General features: G+C 63.1%; 21 protein-coding genes. 15 read left to right on the forward strand and 6 right to left on the reverse strand.

Going from position 1 to position 21,011, the window contains the following annotated elements:
* Positions 1–259 precede the first annotated feature (259 nt).
* From rimP to ACQ4MJ_RS05685, 8 genes are all read left to right on the forward strand, one after another.
* The gene (gene rimP / locus ACQ4MJ_RS05650) at positions 260–856 is read left to right on the forward strand and encodes a ribosome maturation factor RimP (RefSeq protein WP_218300146.1); all 597 of its coding nucleotides are present in this window, start codon (positions 260–262) and stop codon (positions 854–856) included.
* 79 nt (positions 857–935) lie between these two features.
* Positions 936–2,420 carry a transcription termination factor NusA gene (nusA, locus tag ACQ4MJ_RS05655; RefSeq protein ID WP_121420486.1) on the forward strand — a complete coding sequence of 495 codons (1,485 nt, stop codon included), beginning with the start codon at positions 936–938 and terminating at the stop codon, positions 2,418–2,420.
* 24 nt (positions 2,421–2,444) lie between these two features.
* A complete protein-coding gene (infB, locus tag ACQ4MJ_RS05660; protein WP_121506026.1) occupies positions 2,445–5,318 on the forward strand; it encodes a translation initiation factor IF-2 in 2,874 nt (957 codons plus the stop codon).
* Positions 5,319–5,336: 18 nt separating this feature from the next.
* The gene (rbfA, locus tag ACQ4MJ_RS05665) at positions 5,337–5,708 is read left to right on the forward strand and encodes a 30S ribosome-binding factor RbfA (protein ID WP_010458038.1); all 372 of its coding nucleotides are present in this window, start codon (positions 5,337–5,339) and stop codon (positions 5,706–5,708) included.
* Between the two features lie 3 nt (positions 5,709–5,711).
* The gene (gene truB / locus ACQ4MJ_RS05670; protein ID WP_218300145.1) at positions 5,712–6,704 is read left to right on the forward strand and encodes a tRNA pseudouridine(55) synthase TruB; all 993 of its coding nucleotides are present in this window, start codon (positions 5,712–5,714) and stop codon (positions 6,702–6,704) included.
* Complete coding sequence (gene typA, locus ACQ4MJ_RS05675; RefSeq protein WP_055398157.1) at positions 6,701–8,527, forward strand: translational GTPase TypA; 1,827 nt, start codon at positions 6,701–6,703, stop codon at positions 8,525–8,527. The genes truB and typA overlap by 4 nt, the downstream gene beginning before the upstream one ends.
* A gap of 91 nt (positions 8,528–8,618) precedes the next feature.
* Complete coding sequence (locus ACQ4MJ_RS05680; protein WP_121506028.1) at positions 8,619–9,494, forward strand: DMT family transporter; 876 nt, start codon at positions 8,619–8,621, stop codon at positions 9,492–9,494.
* Positions 9,491–10,585, forward strand: a complete 1,095-nt coding sequence (locus ACQ4MJ_RS05685; protein ID WP_431149582.1) for an enoyl-CoA hydratase/isomerase family protein — start codon at positions 9,491–9,493, stop codon at positions 10,583–10,585. The genes ACQ4MJ_RS05680 and ACQ4MJ_RS05685 overlap by 4 nt, the downstream gene beginning before the upstream one ends.
* Positions 10,586–10,636: 51 nt before the next feature.
* Here ACQ4MJ_RS05685 and ACQ4MJ_RS05690 read toward each other — a convergent pair whose 3' ends face one another.
* From ACQ4MJ_RS05690 to smpB, 4 genes are all read right to left on the reverse strand, one after another.
* Positions 10,637–11,554 (reverse strand): anti-sigma factor family protein, encoded by a 918-nt coding sequence (locus ACQ4MJ_RS05690; RefSeq protein WP_431149581.1) that lies wholly within the window; start codon positions 11,552–11,554, stop codon positions 10,637–10,639.
* A 9-nt stretch (positions 11,555–11,563) separates the two neighbouring features.
* Positions 11,564–12,109 (reverse strand): RNA polymerase sigma factor, encoded by a 546-nt coding sequence (locus ACQ4MJ_RS05695; protein ID WP_431149580.1) that lies wholly within the window; start codon positions 12,107–12,109, stop codon positions 11,564–11,566.
* A gap of 33 nt (positions 12,110–12,142) precedes the next feature.
* Positions 12,143–12,514, reverse strand: coding sequence for a COG4315 family predicted lipoprotein (locus ACQ4MJ_RS05700; RefSeq protein ID WP_199726981.1), 372 nt, complete (start codon positions 12,512–12,514; stop codon positions 12,143–12,145).
* Positions 12,515–12,659: 145 nt separating this feature from the next.
* Positions 12,660–13,133, reverse strand: coding sequence for an SsrA-binding protein SmpB (smpB, locus tag ACQ4MJ_RS05705; protein WP_055398252.1), 474 nt, complete (start codon positions 13,131–13,133; stop codon positions 12,660–12,662).
* 118 nt (positions 13,134–13,251) lie between these two features.
* Here smpB and ACQ4MJ_RS05710 point away from each other — a divergent pair, with 118 nt between their 5' ends.
* Positions 13,252–13,692: a type II toxin-antitoxin system RatA family toxin gene (locus ACQ4MJ_RS05710; RefSeq protein ID WP_121420481.1), complete on the forward strand. Its 441-nt coding sequence runs from the start codon at positions 13,252–13,254 to the stop codon at positions 13,690–13,692.
* Positions 13,685–14,047, forward strand: coding sequence for an RnfH family protein (locus tag ACQ4MJ_RS05715; RefSeq protein ID WP_228897896.1), 363 nt, complete (start codon positions 13,685–13,687; stop codon positions 14,045–14,047). The genes ACQ4MJ_RS05710 and ACQ4MJ_RS05715 overlap by 8 nt, the downstream gene beginning before the upstream one ends.
* 21 nt (positions 14,048–14,068) lie before the next feature.
* Here ACQ4MJ_RS05715 and ACQ4MJ_RS05720 read toward each other — a convergent pair whose 3' ends face one another.
* Complete coding sequence (locus tag ACQ4MJ_RS05720) at positions 14,069–14,608, reverse strand: DUF4124 domain-containing protein (RefSeq protein WP_431149579.1); 540 nt, start codon at positions 14,606–14,608, stop codon at positions 14,069–14,071.
* Between the two features lie 108 nt (positions 14,609–14,716).
* Between ACQ4MJ_RS05720 and guaB the strand changes: the two genes are divergently transcribed.
* The 5 genes from guaB to ACQ4MJ_RS05745 all read left to right on the forward strand — a co-directional run bounded on the left by guaB (position 14,717) and on the right by ACQ4MJ_RS05745 (position 19,793).
* Entirely contained in the window at positions 14,717–16,192 is a 1,476-nt protein-coding gene (guaB, locus tag ACQ4MJ_RS05725; RefSeq protein ID WP_055398151.1) for an IMP dehydrogenase, read from the forward strand.
* A 246-nt stretch (positions 16,193–16,438) separates the two neighbouring features.
* Entirely contained in the window at positions 16,439–16,696 is a 258-nt protein-coding gene (locus ACQ4MJ_RS05730; RefSeq protein WP_431149578.1) for a type II toxin-antitoxin system Phd/YefM family antitoxin, read from the forward strand.
* Positions 16,693–17,127, forward strand: a complete 435-nt coding sequence (locus tag ACQ4MJ_RS05735; RefSeq protein ID WP_431149577.1) for a type II toxin-antitoxin system VapC family toxin — start codon at positions 16,693–16,695, stop codon at positions 17,125–17,127. Before ACQ4MJ_RS05730 ends, ACQ4MJ_RS05735 begins: the two co-directional genes overlap by 4 nt.
* Positions 17,128–17,139: 12 nt before the next feature.
* Positions 17,140–18,759: a glutamine-hydrolyzing GMP synthase gene (gene guaA / locus ACQ4MJ_RS05740; protein ID WP_431149576.1), complete on the forward strand. Its 1,620-nt coding sequence runs from the start codon at positions 17,140–17,142 to the stop codon at positions 18,757–18,759.
* 32 nt (positions 18,760–18,791) lie between these two features.
* On the forward strand, positions 18,792–19,793 hold the full coding sequence (locus ACQ4MJ_RS05745) for an acyltransferase (RefSeq protein ID WP_431149575.1): 1,002 nt from the start codon (positions 18,792–18,794) through the stop codon (positions 19,791–19,793).
* 65 nt (positions 19,794–19,858) lie between these two features.
* On the opposite strand, the gene ACQ4MJ_RS05750 is transcribed toward ACQ4MJ_RS05745, so the two are convergent.
* Positions 19,859–20,761 (reverse strand): hypothetical protein, encoded by a 903-nt coding sequence (locus tag ACQ4MJ_RS05750; RefSeq protein WP_218300113.1) that lies wholly within the window; start codon positions 20,759–20,761, stop codon positions 19,859–19,861.
* Positions 20,762–21,011 lie beyond the last annotated feature (250 nt).

A 21,011-nucleotide genomic window follows, 5' to 3' on the forward strand; every position in this document is an offset into this window, starting at 1 on the left:
ATAAGCGCCAGGTGCCGTTTTGGCACCATATCGTCCGGCAGGCCGCATGCACACTGGCCTGGGCGCGTTGACAACAGTTTTGCCCGTCCGCGCCTTTGCAAATCAACACTTTGCGCGCTACAATACGATTCTCACGACCAAACGGGCGGGTACCAACCGCCCGTTTTTTTTGGTCGAACGCTTTTGGAGCTCGAAGCTGTCGGGGAAGAGTCTCCGGGGGTTATCGGGTTTTTTGTTTTTCCGGGATTGAACTGAACACGTGGCATTGCAGCAAGTCGTTGAACAAATTGTGACGGGCCTGGGGTATGACTTGGTGGAGATCGAACGCTCCGCTGGCGGTTTGCTGCGCGTCACCATCGACTTGCCCTGGGTGCAGCCGGCCGCTGATGCGCCCCAGCCCGTGATTGAGCAGTTCGTGACCGTCGAGGATTGCGAGAAGGTCACGCGCCAGCTGCAGTTTGCGCTGGAGGTCGATGGCGTCGAGTACAAGCGCCTCGAAGTGTCGTCCCCCGGCATCGATCGCCCCTTGCGCCATGAGCAAGACTTTGTCCGCTTCGAGGGTTCGGTCATCGACGTCACCCTGAAGGCGCCCATCGGCGTTGCGGCGGCGGCGGGGCAGGTGAATGCCACCCGCAAGAAATTTCGCGGCACGCTGGAGCGCGCCGAGGCTGGGGGGTGGCAGATCGTCTGGAGTGACGAGCCGCCGGTCAAGCCAGGTCAAAGGGTCAGCAAGAAACGTGTGCCCGCCCCATTGCAGGCGCTGGGCTTTACCTTGGACGAGGTTCGGGATGTGCGCCTGGCGCCCATCGTGGATTTCAAGGGGCGTGCAGGCAAGGCTGGGGCGGCACCCGCCTGAGTGGCTGCTGAAAAATTGGGGTGGGTGGCAGCCGCGCGCAGCCTCCGCCTTCGGGTGATTGAAACAGGAGAGTCGTCGCATGAATCGCGAATTGTTGATGTTGGTTGAGGCCATTTCGCGCGAAAAGAACGTGGAGCGTGATGTGGTCTTGGGCGCCGTGGAGTCGGCCCTGGCCCAGGCTACCAAGAAGCTGTACCAGGGCGAGGTGGACATTCGTGTGTCCGTGGATCGCGACAGCGGCAACTATGAGACTTTCCGTCGCTGGCTGGTGGTGCCCGATGATGCCGGCCTGCAAAACCCCGAGGCCGAAGAGCTGCTGATGGATGCGAAGGACCGCATTCCGGATATCGAAGTGGGCGAGTACATCGAAGAAGGTGTCGAGTCCGTGCCGATCGGCCGCATCGGCGCCATGGCTGCCAAGCAGGTCATCCTGCAGAAGATCCGGGACGCCGAGCGTGAAATGCTGCTCAACGACTTCATGTCGCGCGGCGAGAAAATCTTTACCGGCACCGTCAAGCGCATGGACAAGGGCGACATCATTGTCGAATCCGGCCGTGTGGAAGGACGTCTGCGCCGTGGCGAGATGATCCCGAAGGAAAACCTGCGCAGTGGCGACCGTGTGCGTGCCATGATCATGGAAGTGGACCTGACGCTGCGCGGCGCTCCCATCATCCTGTCGCGCTCGGCCCCCGAGTTCATGATCGAACTCTTCCGCAACGAAGTGCCTGAGATCGAACAAGGCCTGCTGGAAATCAAGTCCTGCGCCCGTGACCCCGGCTCGCGCGCCAAGATCGCCGTGCTGAGCCATGACAAGCGCGTGGACCCCATTGGCACTTGCGTCGGTGTGCGTGGCACCCGCGTCAATGCGGTGACCAACGAACTCGCTGGCGAACGCGTGGACATCGTGCTGTGGTCCGAAGACCCCGCACAGTTTGTGATCGGAGCCCTGGCCCCGGCCAACGTGTCCTCCATCGTGGTCGATGAAGAAAAACACGCCATGGATGTGGTCGTGGACGAGGAAAATCTCGCCATCGCCATTGGCCGTGGTGGTCAGAACGTGCGTCTGGCGTCCGATCTGACCGGCTGGAAGATCAACATCATGGACGCCGCCGAAAGCGCGCAAAAGCAGGCCAACGAGACCGACACGGCCCGCAAGCTGTTCATGGAAAAGCTCGATGTGGACGAGGAAATCGCCGACATCCTGATCTCCGAAGGCTTCAACAGCCTCGAAGAAGTGGCCTATGTGCCGCTGCAGGAAATGTTGGAGATCGAAAGCTTCGACGAAGACACCGTCAACGAGTTGCGTGCCCGTGCCAAGGATGCGCTGCTCACGATGGAAATCGCCCGTGAGGAAAGCGTGGAAGAGGTCTCCCAGGACCTGCGCGACCTCGAAGGCCTCACCCCCGAGCTGATTGCCAAGTTGGCTGAAGGCGGTGTGCACACACGTGACGACCTGGCCGATCTGGCCATTGATGAACTGACCGACCTGACCGGACAGTCTGAAGAAGATGCCAAAGCCTTGATCATGAAGGCGCGCGAACACTGGTTCGCGGGGCAAGAGTAAAGGTCAGGGAGGCACGAACCACATATGTCCAGTAATACTGTCGCCGAGTTTGCAACCGAACTCAAAAAATCGCCTGAAACCCTGCTCGACCAGCTCAAAGCTGCGGGCGTGGGCAAGGCCGCCCCTTCCGACGCGTTGACCGAGTCGGACAAGCAAAAGCTGCTTGCTTATTTGCAGGCCAGCCACGGCACGGCTTCGGCCGACCGCAAGAAGATCACGCTGGTGAAGAAGTCCACCAGCGAGATCAAGCAGGCGGATGCCACGGGCAAGGCCCGCACGATCCAGGTGGAAGTGCGCAAGAAGCGCACGTTCATCCAGCGCGACGAAGGTGCCGAGGCATCTGCCGAATCCCACGCGCCCGCCGCCGCGGAAGAGGCCGCTGTTTCCAGCGAAGACCTGGAACTGTCCCGCCGCGAGGAAGAAGCTCGCCGCCAGGCCGAGCTGATCCGCCGCCAGGAGACGGAGCTGGCCGAAAAGCGTGCCGAGCGCGAAGCGCGTGAGAAGCGCGAGCGTGAAGCTGAAGAGCGCGCTGCCGCCTATGCCGCCCAGGAAGCCGAGAAGAAGGCACAAGCCTCTGCTGTCAAGCAGGAGGCCACCCGCGAGCAAGCGGCCGAAGCCGCTGCACGCAATGCAGCCCAAACCGAAGCCCGCGAAAAGGCTGCCGCTGAATCCAAGGCACGCGCCGACGAGGAAACAGCGCGCGCTGCTGACCTGGACGCCCGTCGCCGCAAGGCCGAAGCGGAAGCTGCTGCGATCCGGTCCATGATGGCCACGCCCAAGAAGGCGGTCATGGTGGCCAAGAAGCCAGAAGAACCCAAACCAGTGGCCAAGCCCGCTGCCGTGGGGGATGCCAAGAAGGGCACCCTCCACAAGCCGGCTGTTGGTACCGGTGTGGCGCGCGCAGGCGCACCCGCCACTGCCGGGGCAGGCGCGGGTGCGCCAGGCGCTGGCAAGGAAGTGAAGTCGGCCAAGCTGTCCTCCAGCTGGGCCAACGACACTGCCAAGAAGAAAGAAATCAAGACCCGTGGCGACAGCAGCGGCGGTGTCGGTCGCAACAACTGGCGTGGTGGCCCGCGTGGCCGTCGTGGCGACAGCCGCGACCATCGCGACGATCACCAGCAGTCCGCACCGGTCGAGGCGCGCATCATTGAAGTGCATGTGCCCGAAACCATCACTGTGGCAGAGCTGGCACACAAGATGTCGATCAAGGCGTCTGAAGTGATCAAGGCGCTGATGAAGATGGGACAGATGGTCACCATCAACCAGCCGCTGGACCAGGACACCGCCATGATCGTGGTGGAAGAACTGGGCCACAAGGCGGTGGTGGCAGCGCTGGACGATCCAGAAGCCTTTACCGACGACGATACGACCCAGCAGAACGTGGAATTGTTGCCACGTGCTCCTGTGGTGACCGTCATGGGCCACGTGGACCATGGCAAGACCTCGCTGCTCGATTACATTCGCCGCGCCAAGGTGGCTGCGGGTGAAGCCGGTGGCATCACGCAGCACATCGGTGCCTACCACGTGGAAACACCACGCGGCATGGTGTCGTTCCTTGACACCCCGGGCCACGAGGCCTTCACGGCCATGCGTGCCCGTGGTGCCCAGGCCACGGACATCGTGATCCTGGTGGTGGCGGCCGACGACGGTGTCATGCCCCAGACCAAGGAAGCCATCAAGCACGCCAAGGCGGCTGGTGTTCCTATCGTGGTGGCGATCACCAAGGCCGACAAGCCCGATGCCAACCCCGACCGCGTCAAGCAGGAGCTGGTGGTCGAAGAGGTGGTGCCTGAAGAGTACGGTGGCGATTCGCCTTTCGTGCCGGTGTCTTCCAAGACCGGCATGGGCATCGACACCCTGCTGGAGCAAGTGCTGCTGCAGGCCGAAGTGCTGGAACTCAAGGCACCGGTCGATTCATTGGCCAAGGGTCTGGTGATCGAAGCCCAGCTCGACAAGGGCCGCGGCCCTGTAGCCACGGTGCTGGTGCAGTCCGGCACGCTCAAGGTGGGCGATATTGTGCTGGCTGGCCAGACCTATGGCCGCGTGCGCGCCATGCTGGACGAAAACGGCAAGGTCGCCAAGACGGCAGGCCCGTCGATCCCGGTGGAAATCCAGGGTCTGACGGAAGTGCCGCAGGCCGGCGACGAATTCATGGTGCTCACGGACGAACGCCGTGCCCGCGAAATCGCGACCTACCGTGCCGGCAAGTTCCGCAACACCAAGCTGGCCAAGCAACAGGCCGCCAAGCTGGAAAACATGTTTGCCGACATGACGGCGGGCGAAGTGAAGATGTTGCCCATCATCGTCAAGGCCGACGTGCAGGGTTCGCAGGAAGCGCTGGCGCAGTCGCTGCTCAAGCTGTCGACCGACGAAGTCAAGGTGCAGCTGGTGTACGCCGCAGTGGGCGCCATCAGCGAGTCGGACATCAACCTGGCGATCGCCTCCAAGGCCATCGTGATCGGCTTCAACGTGCGGGCCGATGCCGGCGCGCGCAAGCTGGCCGAGGGCAATGGCGTCGATCTGCACTACTACAGCATCATTTACGACGCTGTGGACGAGCTGCGGGTGGCGATGTCCGGGATGCTGGCTCCAGAGCAGCGCGAGGAAATCATCGGTACGGCCGAGATCCGCACGGTGTTCGTGGCGACCAAGATCGGCACGATTGCCGGTTCGTACATCACCTCGGGCATGGTCCATCGCAATGCACGCTTCCGCCTGCTGCGCGACAACGTGGTGGTCTACACCGGCGAAGTCGATTCGATCAAGCGCCTCAAGGACGATGTCAAGGATGTCAAGGAAGGCTTTGAGTGCGGTATCAAGCTCAAGAACTACAACGACATCAAGGAAGGCGATCACCTCGAATTCTTTGACATCAAGGAAATCGCGCGGACGCTGTAAGGCATCGGTGACGACGACATGGCTGCGAAGAAATCTTCCACCCCCAACCGCGCCTTCAAGGTCGCCGATCAGATCCAGCGCGATCTGACGGAGCTGATCGCGCGCGAGTTGAAAGATCCGCGTGTGGGCATGGTGACGCTGCAGGGTGTGGAGGTGACTCCAGACTACGCACACGCCAAGGTGTTCTTCAGCCTGTTGACGGGCGACCCTGTGGAGACACAGGCGGCGCTCAACCAGGCTGCGGGTTTCCTGCGCAACGGCTTGTTCAAGCGCCTGCACATCCACACGGTGCCCACGCTGCACTTCGTGTTCGACCGCACCTCCGAGCGTGCGGCCGACATGAATGCCTTGATCGCCAAGGCAGTTTCTTCCCGCGCAAAAGAGGAGTAGTCCATGCACGCGCCTCGCACCAGGGTGCAGCGGCGCCCTGTGCATGGGGTGTTGCTGCTCGACAAACCGCTCGGCCTTTCGAGCAACGACGCCTTGCAAAAGGCGAAATGGCTCTTGCGCGCCGAAAAGGCGGGCCATACCGGCACGCTGGACCCATTGGCCACCGGCGTGTTGCCGCTGTGTTTTGGCGCGGCCACCAAGTTCAGCCAGCTGCAGCTGGATGCGCCCAAGACCTACGAAGCCGTTGCACTGCTGGGCACCACCACCACCACCGGCGACGCTGAAGGCGATGTGGTGCAACGCTGTGATGTGGACTTGGCACAGCTGACCCCTGAGCGTCTTGCGGCCGTGCAAGAGCAGTTCACCGGCCCTATTCGCCAGGTGCCGCCGATGCACAGTGCGCTCAAGAAAGACGGCAAGGCGCTGTACGAGTACGCGCGAGCAGGTGTCACGGTAGAGCGTGAAGCGCGCGATGTCGTCATTCATGCATTAAAACTGACCCTGACGCAGACAGATAAAGCGCAAGTAGCTATCAAAATAATAGTAACTTGCAGCAAAGGCACCTACATCCGCACGCTGGGTGAAGACATCGGGGCGGCGCTGGGTTGCGGCGCGCACCTGACCTTCTTGCGCCGCATCGACACGGGTGGAATCGGTGTGGAGCGCTGCGTCACGCTGGCCCAGCTGGAAGCCATGCCGGAGGCGGAGCGCCTGGCCAGCCTGGAGGCGCCCGAGTCGCTGCTGGCACAACACGTGCGTGTCACGCTGGACGGCGAGAATGCAGCCCGATTCCTGTCGGGCGTGCGTCGCCGTGGCACCTGGCCCGATGCCAGTGCCGTGGCGGTGTTCGGCGAGAATCCTCCGGCACTGCTGGGGGTGGGCCACATCGTGGGCGGGGAGCTGGTGCCGGACAGGCTCCTGAGTCCGCTGGAAATTCAACAAATTTTGGAAGGCATGCCGCACCCTCAAGCCAGCGGCACATTGGAAAAACTATGACGACGAAACAAATCCGCAATATCGCGATCATTGCCCACGTTGACCACGGCAAAACCACCATGGTCGACCAGCTGCTGCGCCAGTCCGGCACCTTCGCCGACCACGAAAAGGTCGTTGACACCGTGATGGACAACAACGCGATTGAAAAAGAGCGTGGCATTACCATCCTGGCCAAGAACTGCGCCGTGAGCTGGAAGGGCACGCACATCAACATCGTGGACACCCCCGGCCACGCGGACTTCGGCGGGGAAGTGGAGCGTGCGCTGTCCATGGTGGACAGCGTGGTGCTGCTGATCGACGCGCAAGAAGGCCCCATGCCCCAGACGCGTTTCGTGACCAAGAAGGCCCTGGCTCTGGGCCTGCGCCCCATCCTGGTGGTGAACAAGGTGGACAAGCCCGGTGCCAACCCCGACAAGGTGGTGAATGCCGCTTTCGACCTGTTCGACAAGCTCGGTGCCACCGACGAACAGCTCGACTTCCCCGTGGTGTACGCATCGGGCATCAACGGCTGGTCGTCGCTGGAAGAAGGCGCGCCGGGCGAGCAGTGGGGTCCCGACATGTCGGCCCTGTTCGACACGATCCTCTCGCACGTTCCACCGAACACGGGTGACCCAGCCGCTCCGCTGCAACTGCAGATTTCGGCGCTGGACTTCTCCACCTTTGTGGGCCGCATCGGCGTGGGCCGCATCAGCCAGGGCACCATCAAGCCCGGCCAGGATGTGCTCGTCATGGAAGGCCCCGATGGCAAGTCCGTCAAGGGCCGTGTCAACCAGGTGCTGACCTTCCAGGGCCTTGATCGCATGCAGACGCCGCTGGCGGGCCCTGGCGACATCGTGCTGATCAACGGCATCGAAGACATCGGCATCGGCGTGACCGTGACCGACCCCGCCAACCCGTCGCCGCTGCCCATGCTGAAGGTGGACGAGCCCACGCTGACCATGAACTTCTGCGTGAACACCTCGCCCCTGGCCGGCCGCGAAGGCAAGTTCGTGACCAGCCGCCAGATCTGGGACCGTCTGCAAAAGGAGCTGCAGCACAACGTGGCCCTGCGCGTGTCCGAGACCGATGAAGAAGGTATCTTCGAAGTGATGGGCCGGGGTGAACTGCACCTGACCATCCTCTTGGAAAACATGCGCCGTGAAGGCTACGAGCTGGCCGTGTCCAAGCCCCGCGTGGTGTTCAAGGACATTGACGGCGTGAAGCACGAGCCTATCGAGCTGGTGACGGTGGACATCGAAGAAGGCCACCAGGGCGGCGTGATGCAGGCCCTGGGCGAGCGCAAGGGCGAGCTGGTGAACATGGAGTCCGACGGCCGTGGCCGCGTACGCCTGGAATACCGCATCCCCGCACGTGGCCTGATCGGTTTCACCAACGAATTCCTGAACCTGACACGTGGTTCCGGCCTGATCTCCAACATCTTCGACAGCTACGAGCCGCACAAGGGCGACATCGGTGGCCGCAAGAACGGTGTGCTGATCTCCATGGACGATGGTGAAATCTTCACCTACGCCCTGGGCAAGCTGGACGACCGTGGCCGCATGTTCGTGAAGGCGAACGACCCCGTGTACGAAGGCATGATCGTGGGCATCCACAGCCGCGACAACGACCTGATCGTGAACGCCACGCGCACCAAGCAGCTGACCAACTTCCGTGTCTCTGGCAAGGAAGACGCGATCAAGATCACGCCCCCGATCGACCTGACGCTGGAATACGGCGTGGAATTCATCGAGGACGATGAACTGGTCGAGATCACGCCCAAGTCTGTGCGCCTGCGCAAGCGCCACCTGACCGAGAACGAGCGCAAGCGCGCTGCACGGTCCTGATCGGCGGAGCGTTCAGAGAAGCGCTCAGAGCACGTTCAAAAAGGGGCCACTGCGACGCAGTGGCCTTTTTGCCGTCTGAATCCTGGAGCCTCTGTTGAAATTGACACATTCCCGTGCCGTGGCGCTGATGGTGGCCGTGACCCTCATGTGGTCCATTGCCGGTGTGGTCACGCGCCACCTGGAGCATGCGGCGAGCTTTGAGGTGACCTTCTGGCGCAGCTTCTTCACGCTGCTGTCGCTGCTGGTCATCCTGCCTGCGCTGCAGGGCAGGGCGGTGTTCGCCTCCATGCGCCACAGCGGCCGTGCGCTGTGGATCTCTGGCGTGTGCTGGAGCGTGATGTTCACGGCATTCATGGTGGCGCTGGTGCTCATGCCGGTGGCCAACGTGCTGGTCACGATGGCCGTGGGGCCGCTGCTCACGGCGTTGTTCGCGCGCATTTTTATCGGCCACCACATCGCCCCGCGCACCTGGGCCGCGATTGCCGTGGCGGGGCTGGGCATTGGGTGGATGTATGGTTCGCAGATGGCGGGCCTGCCCCTGGCAGGTACGCTGGTGGCGCTGTGTGTGCCGGTGGCAGCCGCCATCAACTGGACGGTGGTGCAGCATTCGCAGCGCCACGGCCATGCGGTGGACCTGGTGCCTGCGGTGCTGGTCGGCGCGGTGATCTCGGTGGTGGCTACGTTGCCGTTGGCGCTGCCTTTTCAGGCTTCAGGGCATGACCTGGCCCTGCTGGCGCTGTTGGGCGTGGTGCAATTGGCCATCCCTTGTGTGCTGGCCGTGCGCTGCGGCCGGGTGCTCAAGGCGCCAGAGATGGCGTTGCTCGGCTTGCTCGAAGTCATCTTTGGAATTTTGCTGGCCTGGCTGGGCGCAGGCGAAAAGCCTGCTCCGGCGGTGCTGACGGGAGGCGTGCTCGTGATCGGTGCGCTGGTTTTTAATGAACTATTGGGTTGGAAGGAACAAAAATGACGGAGACGGTATTGTCTGATGTGTTGAGTGAAGTGCGAGGCCAGGTGGGCTTCATCACGTTGAACCGCCCGCGTGCGCTCAATGCCCTCTCGCTGGGCATGGTGCGTGACCTCATGGGCATCTTGCTGGCATGGCAAAACGATGCGCGGGTGCTGGCCGTGGCCATCCGTGGCAGCAACAAGGAAGGCCCGTTTGGTGCCTTCTGCGCCGGTGGAGACATCCGCTTTTTGCACCAGGCGGGCAGCCAGGGCAACCCGCTGATCGAGGACTTCTTCACCGAGGAGTACGCGCTCAACCACCTGATCCACAACTACGCCAAGCCCTACATCGCCTTCATGGACGGCATCGTGATGGGCGGCGGCATGGGCATCAGCCAGGGCGCCGCCCTGCGCGTGGTGACCGAGCGCACGAAGATGGCCATGCCGGAGACGGCCATTGGCCTGTTCCCGGATGTGGGGGGGGGCTATTTTCTGAGCCGGTGTCCCGGTCGTGTGGGCGAATGGCTGGCGCTCACCGGCGACACCATTGGCGCCGGTGATGCCATCGAAAACCGGTTGGCGGACGGTTGTCTGCCTGCTGACCAGCAAGCGGCCGTGTGGGAGGCGCTGGGCACCCAGAGCTTTGCCAGCGGTGCTGCCGTCAAAGACTATGTTGCTTCTAAATTTGTAGCTGCTAGCGCTTTGCAGAAAAGCGCTAGGGGCCAAATTGACCAATATTTTTCGTTGGGCAGCGTGGGCGAGATCGTGGCGGCGCTTGAAGCGGCCGACAGTGACTGGGCACGCGCCACGGCGGCCACGCTGCGCAAGCGCTCGCCCCTCATGCTGCACGTGGTGCTGGAACAAATCCGCCGCGCACGGGACATGGGCTTGGCCGACGACCTGCGCATGGAGCGCGACATGGTGCGCCACTGCTTCTTCCTGCGCCCCGGCCAGAGCGAAACGGTGGAGGGCATCCGAGCCCTGGCCGTGGACAAAGACCATGCGCCCCAATGGAACCCGGGCCGCATCGAAGACGTGACGCCCGATATGGTGGCGCAGTTCTTCACCAGTCCCTGGCCTGCACACGCCCACCCGCTGGCCCATTTGTCCTGATCGGCGAAGGTTGTAGCCGGGCAGGCCACCCGGAGAGTCGCTGGCGGCGCGTCAGGGGTTCAGCTGTTGGTACGCCGCTGTCGCCAAGCTCAGCAGCTCGGTGCGGGACAGCTGTCCGCTCAAGGCGTAGCCAAAGCCCGCGTCCATCCAGTAAAAGCCTGGCACCGGGCCTTCTTGCGTGAACTGGAATGCGGTCGTGCTTGCGGTGGTCGGTGGCTGTGGACGGGGCGTGTTGTCGCTGGCGGGGCCAGGGCTGGTGGATGCCGCAGCCAAGGCGCCCAGGTACAGTGTGATCCGCTGGCCTGCGCTGTTCTGGTACATGAACTGCGCGCGCACCCCGGTGTCGCCAGGCAACAAGCGACCGCCCACCAGTTCATAACCCTGCGCGCCCAGCGCGGGAACCTTGAGCGGGCGGTCCAGCCGCTTGGACAGCCATTGCACCAGGTGGTCTTGCTGGGCGGCTGTAACTTCCACGGGGTGGCGGACTTCGGGCTGGTACACCGCGTGGGCGACTGCGGCTTGCTGGGCAAAGCGTTGTGCCGGTTCGGCAGCCAGCAGCGTGGTGCCGTTGCCCGTCGCCAGCGTTTTGCCGGGTGCCACGGCGGGCCACTGGCCGCGTCCCGTCCACCCCAGCACAAAGGCCAGCAACACGGAGGCGGCCATGCCACCCCAACGCCACCACTGCGCCTGCTGCTCCCGGCGGTCCGTGGCCCGCAATGCTGCGGCCATCAACGTATCGGGCACGGGGGCGTGGAGCAGGTCCTGGTGCAGGGCGTGTAGCTGCTCTCGCTGTGCCTGCCAGTGCGCCAGTGTGGCCTGCGCTTCCTGATCATCCTGCAATTGCTCGCGCAGCGCCTGCGCCTGTGCGGGCGGCAATTGGCCGTCCACGAGGGCGTGCCAGGTGCTGCTTTCGCCAGCGCGTGGGTGGGGGGCAGGGTGGATCGGGTCCATGGTGGGGGGGCGGGTCATGGCTCTTTTTTATTTGAGGCGACGCAGCACAGGCACTGCGCCTGCTGCGGGTGCGTCTGCGTGGTCAGCCGGTATAGGGCTGGGCGCGGGCTCTCGGTCCATCAGCGCGCGCAGGCGCGTGCGGGCGCGGGACAGGCGTGACATCACAGTGCCTGCCGGAATGCCCAGAATGCGCGCGGTGTCCTCGTAGCTCATGTCCTCCATGGCCACCAGCAGCAGCACGGCCCGCTGGTCGGTGGGCAGGCGCTGCAGACAGCGCTCCAGATCCAGGGCGTCATCCGAGGGAGCGCGGGCACCCGGCAACTGGTCGTGAATGTCGTCGATGTCCACCTGCGCCAGCGCGGGCAGCGCACGGCGTTGGTTGAGGTACAGGTTGTGCATCAGAGTGAACAACCACGCGCGCAGGTCGCTGCCCGTGCGCCACAGCAACCACTTGCTGCAGGCACGTTCCAGCGTGTCCTGCACCAGATCATCGGCCGCCCAGGCATCGCCTGTGAGCACCCGCGCGTACCGGCGCAGGCCGGGCAGTTGTTCGATGACCTGGGTGCGGTTCATGCCGTGTGGGGCCTGTGCGGCGTTAAAGGGTTCTCAGGGCCGTGCGGTGCGCCAGACCTGGTTCACCCCGTCGCCGGTTTTGTCGCCGGGCTTGGTGTCCTTGATCCAGTAGTAGAGCGGCTTGCCCTTGTAGGCCAGTTGGGTCTTGCCATCGTCACGGGTGATGACGCTGTAGTCGCCACCGGGTGCCTTGCTGGCCATGAGTGGTGGCCAGTTGGTGGCGCAGGGGCCGTTACACACCGACTTGCCACTGCCTGCCGCGTCGCGGTCGAACGTGTACAGCGTCATGCCGCCCGCTCCGACCAGTACGCCGTCCATGGTCTTCACGGGCGAGTCGTTCATGGTGGCGCAGCCGGCCAGTGCGGCTGCTGCGACGAAGGCGGCCATCGAGATCAGTTTTTTCATGGGTTTCTCCAGGGTGTGGTGCAGGCGGAGGCGAATGCTGCCTTGCACCGGGACAAACACATGGGCGCAGCGGTTTATTCCACGGCGTCACAAAAAAATCTCAAGGGCTGGGCTGGGTGAGCGCAGACCGCATCGCACGCATGCCTCAGCGGCTGCGACTTTTCATGGCGCGTTCCACCTCGCGCTTGCCTTCGCGGTCCTTGATGGTGTCGCGCTTGTCGTGCTCAGCCTTGCCCTTGGCCAGGGCAATTTCGCATTTCACAAAGCCGTTTTTCCAGTGCAGATTGAGCGGCACCAGCGTGTAGCCTTTTTGCTCGACCTTGCCGATCAGGCGCTTGATGTCGTCTTTCTTGAGCAGCAGTTTCTTGGTGCGCGCCGATTCGGGGTTGACGTGGGTGGAGGCGGTCTTGAGCGCATGGATCAGGCAGCCGAGCAGATACAGCTCGCCATCGCGGATCAGCACGTAGCCATCGGTCAGCTGCACCTTGCCTTCGCGCAGGGCCTTGACCTCCCAGCCGTGCAGCACCATGCCCGCCTCGTGGCGTTCCTCGAAGAAATAGTTGTAGGCCGCTTTCTTGTTGTCGGCAATGCGGGACGTAGGATCGGGTTTTTTGGCCATGAAGAGGTAGATGCGGCACAAACCGGGAGTTAAAAGGCCTCCCTACAATGTGTGGGTGTCGCTGGCAGCGATTCTAATTTCCTCCGCTTGGCGCACACCGATGCCAGGCACAGTCTGCATGAAAACCGTTCACAAGTCCGTCCTCATTTGGTACAGCCCCGAAGAAATGTTTGCCCTGGTCACCGGGGTGGAACACTACCCCCAGTTTCTGCCATGGTGCGATCACGCGGGCGTGCTGGAGCAGACCGAGGACGGCATGACCGCCGAAGTGGGCATTGCGTTCAGCGGCATCCGCCAGACCTTTGTGACGCGCAATACCCACGAGGCAGGTCGGCGCGTGCAGATGCATCTCATCAAAGGGCCGTTCTCCCGCCTGGATGGCGATTGGCACTTCCACCCGGTGGGCGATGGTTCGCAGCGCGCATGCAAGGTGGAGTTGCTGCTGAACTACGGTTTTGACAGTGCCACGCTCGCGGCGCTTGTGGGCCCGGTGTTTGACCGCATCGCTGGCAGCATGGTCGATGCCTTTGTGAAGCGTGCGGAGCAGGTGTATGGCTGAGCGGGTGCCGGGGAGCACTGTGCAGGTCACGGTGGTGGTCTGTATTGCTCCTCGCAAAACGCAGGAATGGGTACTTCAACTGCCCGAAGGTGCCACCGTGGCTGATGCGTTGCGGGCGTGTGGGGCGGATGGCGCACTGGGGCCGCAGGGCAGTGCAGACCACCGGCCGACCCTGGGCATCTGGGGGCGTGCAGTGTTGCCTGACGCCGCAATCAGACATCTGGACCGTGTGGAGGTCTACCGCCCACTGAAAGTGGACCCCAAGGTGGCCCGCCGTGAACGTTTTGCACGGCAGGGCGCGCGGACCACGGGGCTTTTTGCACGCCAGCGGCCCGGGGGTAAGTCGGGCTACTGAGGTCGCCTTGGGTGGCTCGGGTTAGCGCTTGCAGTCGGCGGCAATGATGCCGTCGATGCGTTTGGATTCCGCCGCCCGGCCAGCTTCGTCGAGGAAGATGCGCTCGCCCTGCGCGTTGGACTGGGTGATGGGTTTGCCCGAGTCAAACGCTGCCTTGGCCTGGCGCGCGCGCGTGCAGTTGTCTGCCTTGGCCTTGGCCAGCTTTTCTTCGTCTGCTTTTTTCTTGGCCGCTTCGGCCGCTTCTGCCTGGGCTTTTTTCTCTTCCAGGGCTTTGTCTTTGCCGGTACCCGGCGCGCTGGCGGCAGGCTTGGTGGCCGAGGCGGCAGCGGTGGTTGTGGCCGCAGGGGTTCCTTCCGCTGGCGCGGCTGCCACTGAAGCGGGTGCTGAACGCGGAACCCCGCCACCGGGCTGCTTCAGGATGTTCTTTTCCGGGGTATCTTGGGGTGGAGGGCGGTCGCTGAAGACCTTGCGGCCGTCCTTGTCGATCCACTGCCATTGCGCCGCCGCGCCCATGGCCCAGGTGCAGGCCACGGCCAGCAGGAGAAGCTTGTGCATTTTCATGCGGACAAGTTTATCCATGTGACTCACCCCCCGCCAGTGCGTTGAAGACGGGCGGGCGCGTTTTCACCACACGCGGCGCGGGTACAATCCGTCTTTTGGAGCTTTCTCATGCGCCTTCTTGGAAAAGCGCTCACCTTCGACGATGTGTTGCTGGTGCCAGCGTACTCCCAGGTCCTGCCCAAGGACACGTCCCTCGCGACGAAACTCTCCCGCAATATCCAGCTGAACCTGCCGCTCGTGTCCGCCGCCATGGACACCGTGACCGAGGCGCGTCTGGCCATTGCCATTGCCCAGGAGGGCGGCATCGGCATCGTGCACAAGAACCTCACGGCGCAGGAGCAGGCTGCTCATGTGGCCAAGGTTAAGCGCTACGAGTCTGGCGTGTTGCGTGATCCCGTGGTCATCACGCCCGAGCACACGGTGCTGCAGGTGCTGCAGTTGTCCGAACAGCTCGGCATTTCGGGCTTTCCCGTGTGCGACGGCGGCAAGGTGGTGGGTATCGTCACCGGCCGCGACCTGCGCTTCGAGACCCGTTACGACGTCAAGGTCCACCAGATCATGACCCCGCGCGAGAAGCTCATCACGGTCAATGAAAAAGAGGGCACCACGCCGGCCGAAGCCAAGGCGCTGCTCAACAAGCACAAGCTCGAACGCATCCTGGTCGTGAACGACGCCTTTGAGCTCAAGGGCCTGATCACGGTGAAGGACATCACCAAGCAGACCAGCTTCCCCAATGCGGCCCGCGATGCCGCTGGCCGTCTGCGCGTAGGTGCAGCGGTGGGTGTGGGCGAGGGCACCGAAGAACGCGTCGAAGCCCTGGTCAAGGCCGGTGTGGACGCCATCGTGGTGGACACGGCCCACGGCCACAGCAAGGGCGTGATCGACCGCGTGCGCTGGGTCAAGCAGAACTACCCGCAGATCGACGTGATCGGCGGCAACATCGCCACCGGCGCGGCGGCCCTGGCGCTGGTCGAGGCGGGCGCGGATGCCGTCAAGGTCGGTATCGGCCCTGGCTCCATCTGCACCACCCGCATCGTGGCCGGTGTGGGCGTGCCCCAGATCATGGCCATCGACAACGTGGCCACCGCGCTCAAGGGCACGGGCGTGCCGCTGATTGCCGACGGCGGTATCCGCTACAGCGGCGACATCGCCAAGGCCCTGGCCGCTGGCGCTGGCACAGTGATGATGGGCGGCATGTTTGCAGGCACCGAAGAAGCGCCCGGAGAAGTCATCCTGTTCCAGGGCCGTAGCTACAAGAGCTACCGTGGCATGGGCAGCATTGGCGCCATGCAGCAGGGCAGTGCCGACCGCTACTTCCAGGAGTCGAGCACCGGCAACCCCAACGCCGACAAGCTCGTGCCCGAAGGCATCGAAGGCCGCGTGCCCTACAAGGGCTCGATGGTATCCATCGTCTATCAGATGGCCGGTGGCGTGCGCGCGTCCATGGGCTACTGCGGCTGCGCCACCATCGAAGAGATGAACAACAAGGCCGAGTTCGTCGAGATCACCACCGCCGGTATCCGCGAAAGCCACGTGCACGATGTGCAGATCACCAAGGAAGCGCCGAACTACCGCGCTGATTAAGGGACAACCCCCTGAGTCGCTTCGCGCCTTCCCCCTTCTCTCGAATGGCTGCGCCATTCGGGAAGGGAGACGCAGCCAGTGCGGCGGGGCGGCCCTTGCACGGCTGCCCTAGCCTGGATCGCGGGCGTTAGCAGGGCATGGGTCTGATCTACCTTGGGAGATACCGAGTCTGGCCTGATTGAAAAAATCTGGTCAGACTGATATAGTCTGGTCTGAATTCATCATTCAGGCCAGACTTTTTTGTTTATGCAGTCCGTTGGCATCTATGAAGCGAAAAGCAGGTTCTCCGCCTTGATCGAACTGGTCGAGCAAGGCGAGGAGGTGCGCATCACCCGCCACGGAAAAGAGGTGGTGCGCATGCTGCCAGTGCGCCGTCGGCCGGTGATTTCCGACGAGCAGATCGCGCGCGAACTGGGCCAGATGGATGCGCTGCATGCCAGCATTCAACCCGCAGGGTCATCGACGGTGGATCGCCTGCGTCGCACAGGTCGGAGCAACGCATGACCGCTTTCGTACTGGACGCCTCGGTCACCGCCGCCTGGCTGCTGCCCGACAGTGCCAGTGAACATACCCGCCGTCTTTACACCCTGATCCGCCGCGATGAGGTGGAGCCCCAGGCGCCCAACCTCTGGCACTGGGAGTGCCACAACATACTGGCCAGTGGCGTGAACAGCGGGCGTATTCCTGCAGCATCTGTCGAAGGCCTGTGGGGTGTGCTCGAAGCCATTCGCCACCGCGTGGAACTCCACGAACTGGCCCCTGCCCAGCACAAGGCTGTGCTCGACGTGGCACTGGAGACCGGCCTGCCCACTTTTGATGCAGCCTATCTGTGGCTCGCCCGCTCGCTGCGCTTGCCCCTGGCCACCTTTGATCCCCAACAGGCCGCTGCCGCACGGCGCAGCGGTGTCCCACTTCTCGACCTCTCCCGCCTCTGACGGACCACCACCATGCAACACCAGAAAATCCTCATCCTCGATTTCGGCTCGCAAGTCACCCAGCTCATCGCCCGCCGCGTGCGCGAGGCCAATGTGTACTGCGAAGTGCACCCTTGCGATGTGACTGACGAATGGGTGCGCGACTATGCCAAGGACGGTTCGCTCAGGGGCATCATCCTGTCGGGCAGCCACGCCAGCGTGACCGAAGACACCACCGACCGCGCGCCGCAAGCGGTGTTCGATCTGGGTTTGCCCGTCTTGGGCATCTGCTACGGCATGCAGACCATGGCGCAGCAGCTGGGCGGCAAGGTCGAAATGGGCCACAAGCGCGAGTTCGGCTTTGCTGCCGTGCGCGCGCGCGGCCACACCGCATTGCTCAAGGACATCGCCGACTTCACCACGCCTGAAGGCCACGGCATGCTCAACGTGTGGATGAGCCACGGCGACAAGGTCACCGAGCTGCCCCCGGGCTTCAAGCTCATGGCCAGCACCGACAGCTGCCCCATCGCCGGCATGGCCGATGAAAGCCGTCGCTTCTACGCCGTGCAGTTCCACCCCGAAGTCACGCACACCGTGCAGGGCAGGGCGTTGCTGGACCGTTTCGTGCTCGGGATTTGCGGCACCCGTCCCGACTGGGTGATGCGTGACCACATCGCCGAAGCTGTGGAGCAGATCCGCCAGCAGGTGGGTGATGAAGAAGTGATCCTGGGTCTCTCGGGCGGTGTGGATTCGTCCGTGGCCGCCGCGCTCATCCACCGCGCGATTGGCGACCAGCTGACCTGCGTCTTCGTCGATCACGGCCTGCTGCGCCTGAACGAAGGCGACATGGTCATGGACATGTTCGTCGGCAAGCTGCACGCCAAAGTGATCCGCGTGGATGCGAGCGACCTCTTCCTGGGCAAGCTGGCGGGCGTGAGCGACCCCGAAGCCAAGCGCAAGATCATCGGCGGCCTGTTCGTGGACGTGTTCAAGGCGGAAGCCGCGAAACTGAAGGCGGGCGACGGGGGCCACAAGGGTGCCACCTTCCTGGCGCAGGGCACGATTTACCCCGATGTGATCGAGAGCGGCGGGGCCAAGAGCAAGAAGGCCGTCACCATCAAGAGCCACCACAACGTGGGCGGTCTGCCCGAGCAACTGGGCCTTAAGCTGCTGGAGCCCCTGCGCGATTTGTTCAAGGACGAAGTGCGCGAACTCGGCGTTGCCCTGGGCCTGCCGCCCGAAATGGTCTACCGACACCCCTTCCCTGGCCCCGGCCTGGGCGTGCGCATTCTGGGCGAGGTGAAGAAGGAATACGCCGACCTGCTGCGCCGTGCCGACGCGATCTTTATCGAAGAGCTGCGCAACTTCCGTGACGAAGCCAGTGGCAAGACCTGGTACGACCTCACCAGCCAGGCCTTCACCGTCTTCCTGCCCGTCAAGAGCGTGGGCGTGATGGGCGATGGCCGCACCTACGATTACGTGGTGGCCCTGCGCGCCGTACAGACCAGCGACTTCATGACCGCCGACTGGGCTGAACTGCCCTATGCGCTGCTCAAGAAGGTGTCAGGCCGCATCATTAACGAAGTCCGCGGCATCAACCGCGTAACGTACGACGTGAGCAGCAAGCCGCCAGCGACGATCGAGTGGGAATAAACAAGCACTGTCACGCCAAAGACCTAGAAACAATGATCTGGCTTGATGCAGCGAGGGTCGTCTCCATCATGGCTGTGGTGGTCCTGCACGTGGTCGGCAGCGTGGTCACTCTGGCGGCGTTGGGTTCCCCTGGTTGGTGGTACGGCAATCTGTACGACGCCCTCGTGCGCTGGTGTGTGCCGGTGTTCGTGATGGTGAGCGGCGCTTTGTTGCTCGACCCGCGCAAGACCGAGGGCGTGGCCGAGTTCTACCGCAAGCGGGCGGCACGGGTCCTGCTGCCACTTGCCTTCTGGAGTGCTGTCTACATTCTTTGGAACCACCGGGGTGCCCTGGCCGAGCTGCGCGCGATGGATGTCTTGCACAGCGTTGCCAGAGGGTGGCCTCACTACCACCTGTGGTTTCTGTACATGATCCTGTGCCTGTACCTGTTCGTTCCCTTCCTGAGGACGCTGGTGCGCAACACAAGCCGGTGCGATCTGTGGTGGCTTGTAGCCTTGATGTTTGTGCTGTCTGGCGTGAACGAGTTTTCCCGCGTCTTTTCCGGCGATGGGGCGGGCCTTTTCATCAACTGGTTTCTGCCGTACCTGCCGTATTTCCTCTGCGGCTACCTGATCCAGACCAGTGACAGGAAAATCCCCCTGGCTGTGTTGATGGCGGTCTTTGGGTTGGCTGTGGCGGTCACCGCCGTGGGCTGCTACTGGCTGGGCCGCGCGCAGGGGCTGGACAGGGGACTGTATTTCTATGGCTACCTGAGCTTTTCCGTCATCCCCATGTCGATCAGCTTGATGCTGATGCTCAAACAATGCACGTTGGCGGGGGGATGGGCGCAGTGCGTTCAGAGGGTTGCTCCGTTAACGCTGGGCGTCTATCTGGTGCACCCGATTTTGCTGGAATCGTTCCGGGAATACGGTTTCAAGCCTGAGGACCACGCGCCGCTGCTCACGGTGCCGCTTGTGGCCGCTGTGGTGTTTGGTGGCGCGCTGGTGGTGGCGCTGGTGTTCCACCGTACCCCCTGGTTGAAACGGCTCATTTAGGAAGATCATGGTGGACCACGTCTTCCCCGCCCTGGGAAGACGGCAAACCCCAGGCCAGGCTGCGGTCAGGCCCTGGCTTCACCGGTGACCGGATCGTAGGCGGTTCCGTCGAAGTTGATGATGCTGTTTGTGGCCGAGTCGTAGGTGGTCAGCCGGTAGGTGTCGGCACCTTTGCCGTCCAGTCCGATGTAGGGCGCTTGGGCCAGAACCAAGCGGTTGTCTTGGGGGACTACCCCATCAGCCGTCCATTTATTGCTCATCAGCCATTCAGAGGGATTCACGCCCTCGGGCGTTGCGACGGTCCCGTCCGTGCGCATCTTGGCGAGTGTCGGGTCCATGTTGAAGCCTTCGGCCGCCAGCAGCATGTCGGGGTTCTTCTTGTAGAACGAGGCGGTCTCCGACGGCATTGCGGTCAGGTCGCTTTTGACGAGCGTCGAGCCATCCGTTGGGAATTGCGACAGTTTGCCGCTGCGAATGGCTTCGTAGTCCGCCGCAAACTCGGGGTGGTTCTTGAAGAACATGTAGCGGCCAACCACCTCCTGGTCGCCTCCGCTCAAAGACATCGCTGTCATCCGCACATAGTCCGGCACTTCGTAGTCTTCGGCAAACGTATCGCCCAGGCCACGCTCCCAGGCGCGGAATTCTTCCAGGTTGCTGAAGGGCGCCTTGACTGCGGCCTCGGTGGTCCCGGTGTCCACCGCATCTTTGGTGCTGTAGAGGGCGGCGGTGGATTGGTAGGGTTTGGTTTGTGCGGCCACCGTGGTGGCCCCTGCGGTGCTGGTGCCAGTCGCTTTTCCCTGTGCAGCCTCGGCAGACAGTTGTTCCAGCGTGGTCTGCAATTCTTTGAGAAAGGTGACAGGGTCCGCGCCCGCGTGGTTCTGGGCCGTGCGCTCTGCCGCCTTGGCCGCCATGGAACTGGAGACGCCCAGGGACGTCAGCATGTTGGTGGCTTGTGAAATATCGAGCATGTTGCGACTCCTCGGGTGATCTGGCAGTCCATGGTGTGGCATCGGGTGGATCACCGGGCCGATGGGGGTTCTGTGGACGTTGCCTTGATAGTCCCTGAATTCGATCAGGCCAATCCCGAGGTAAGCAGCGGAAAAACGGTGCTTTTCGAGAGGAGGTGGCCCCCTTTGCGTCCATGGGGCGGTATGGGTAGCGAGAGGCGTTCGCACACAGCGTAAGGCGTGAGGAGTGCGACAACTACACTCACGGACT

Source organism: Acidovorax facilis (genome assembly GCF_050626955.1).
GTDB lineage: Bacteria > Pseudomonadota > Gammaproteobacteria > Burkholderiales > Burkholderiaceae_C > Acidovorax > Acidovorax facilis.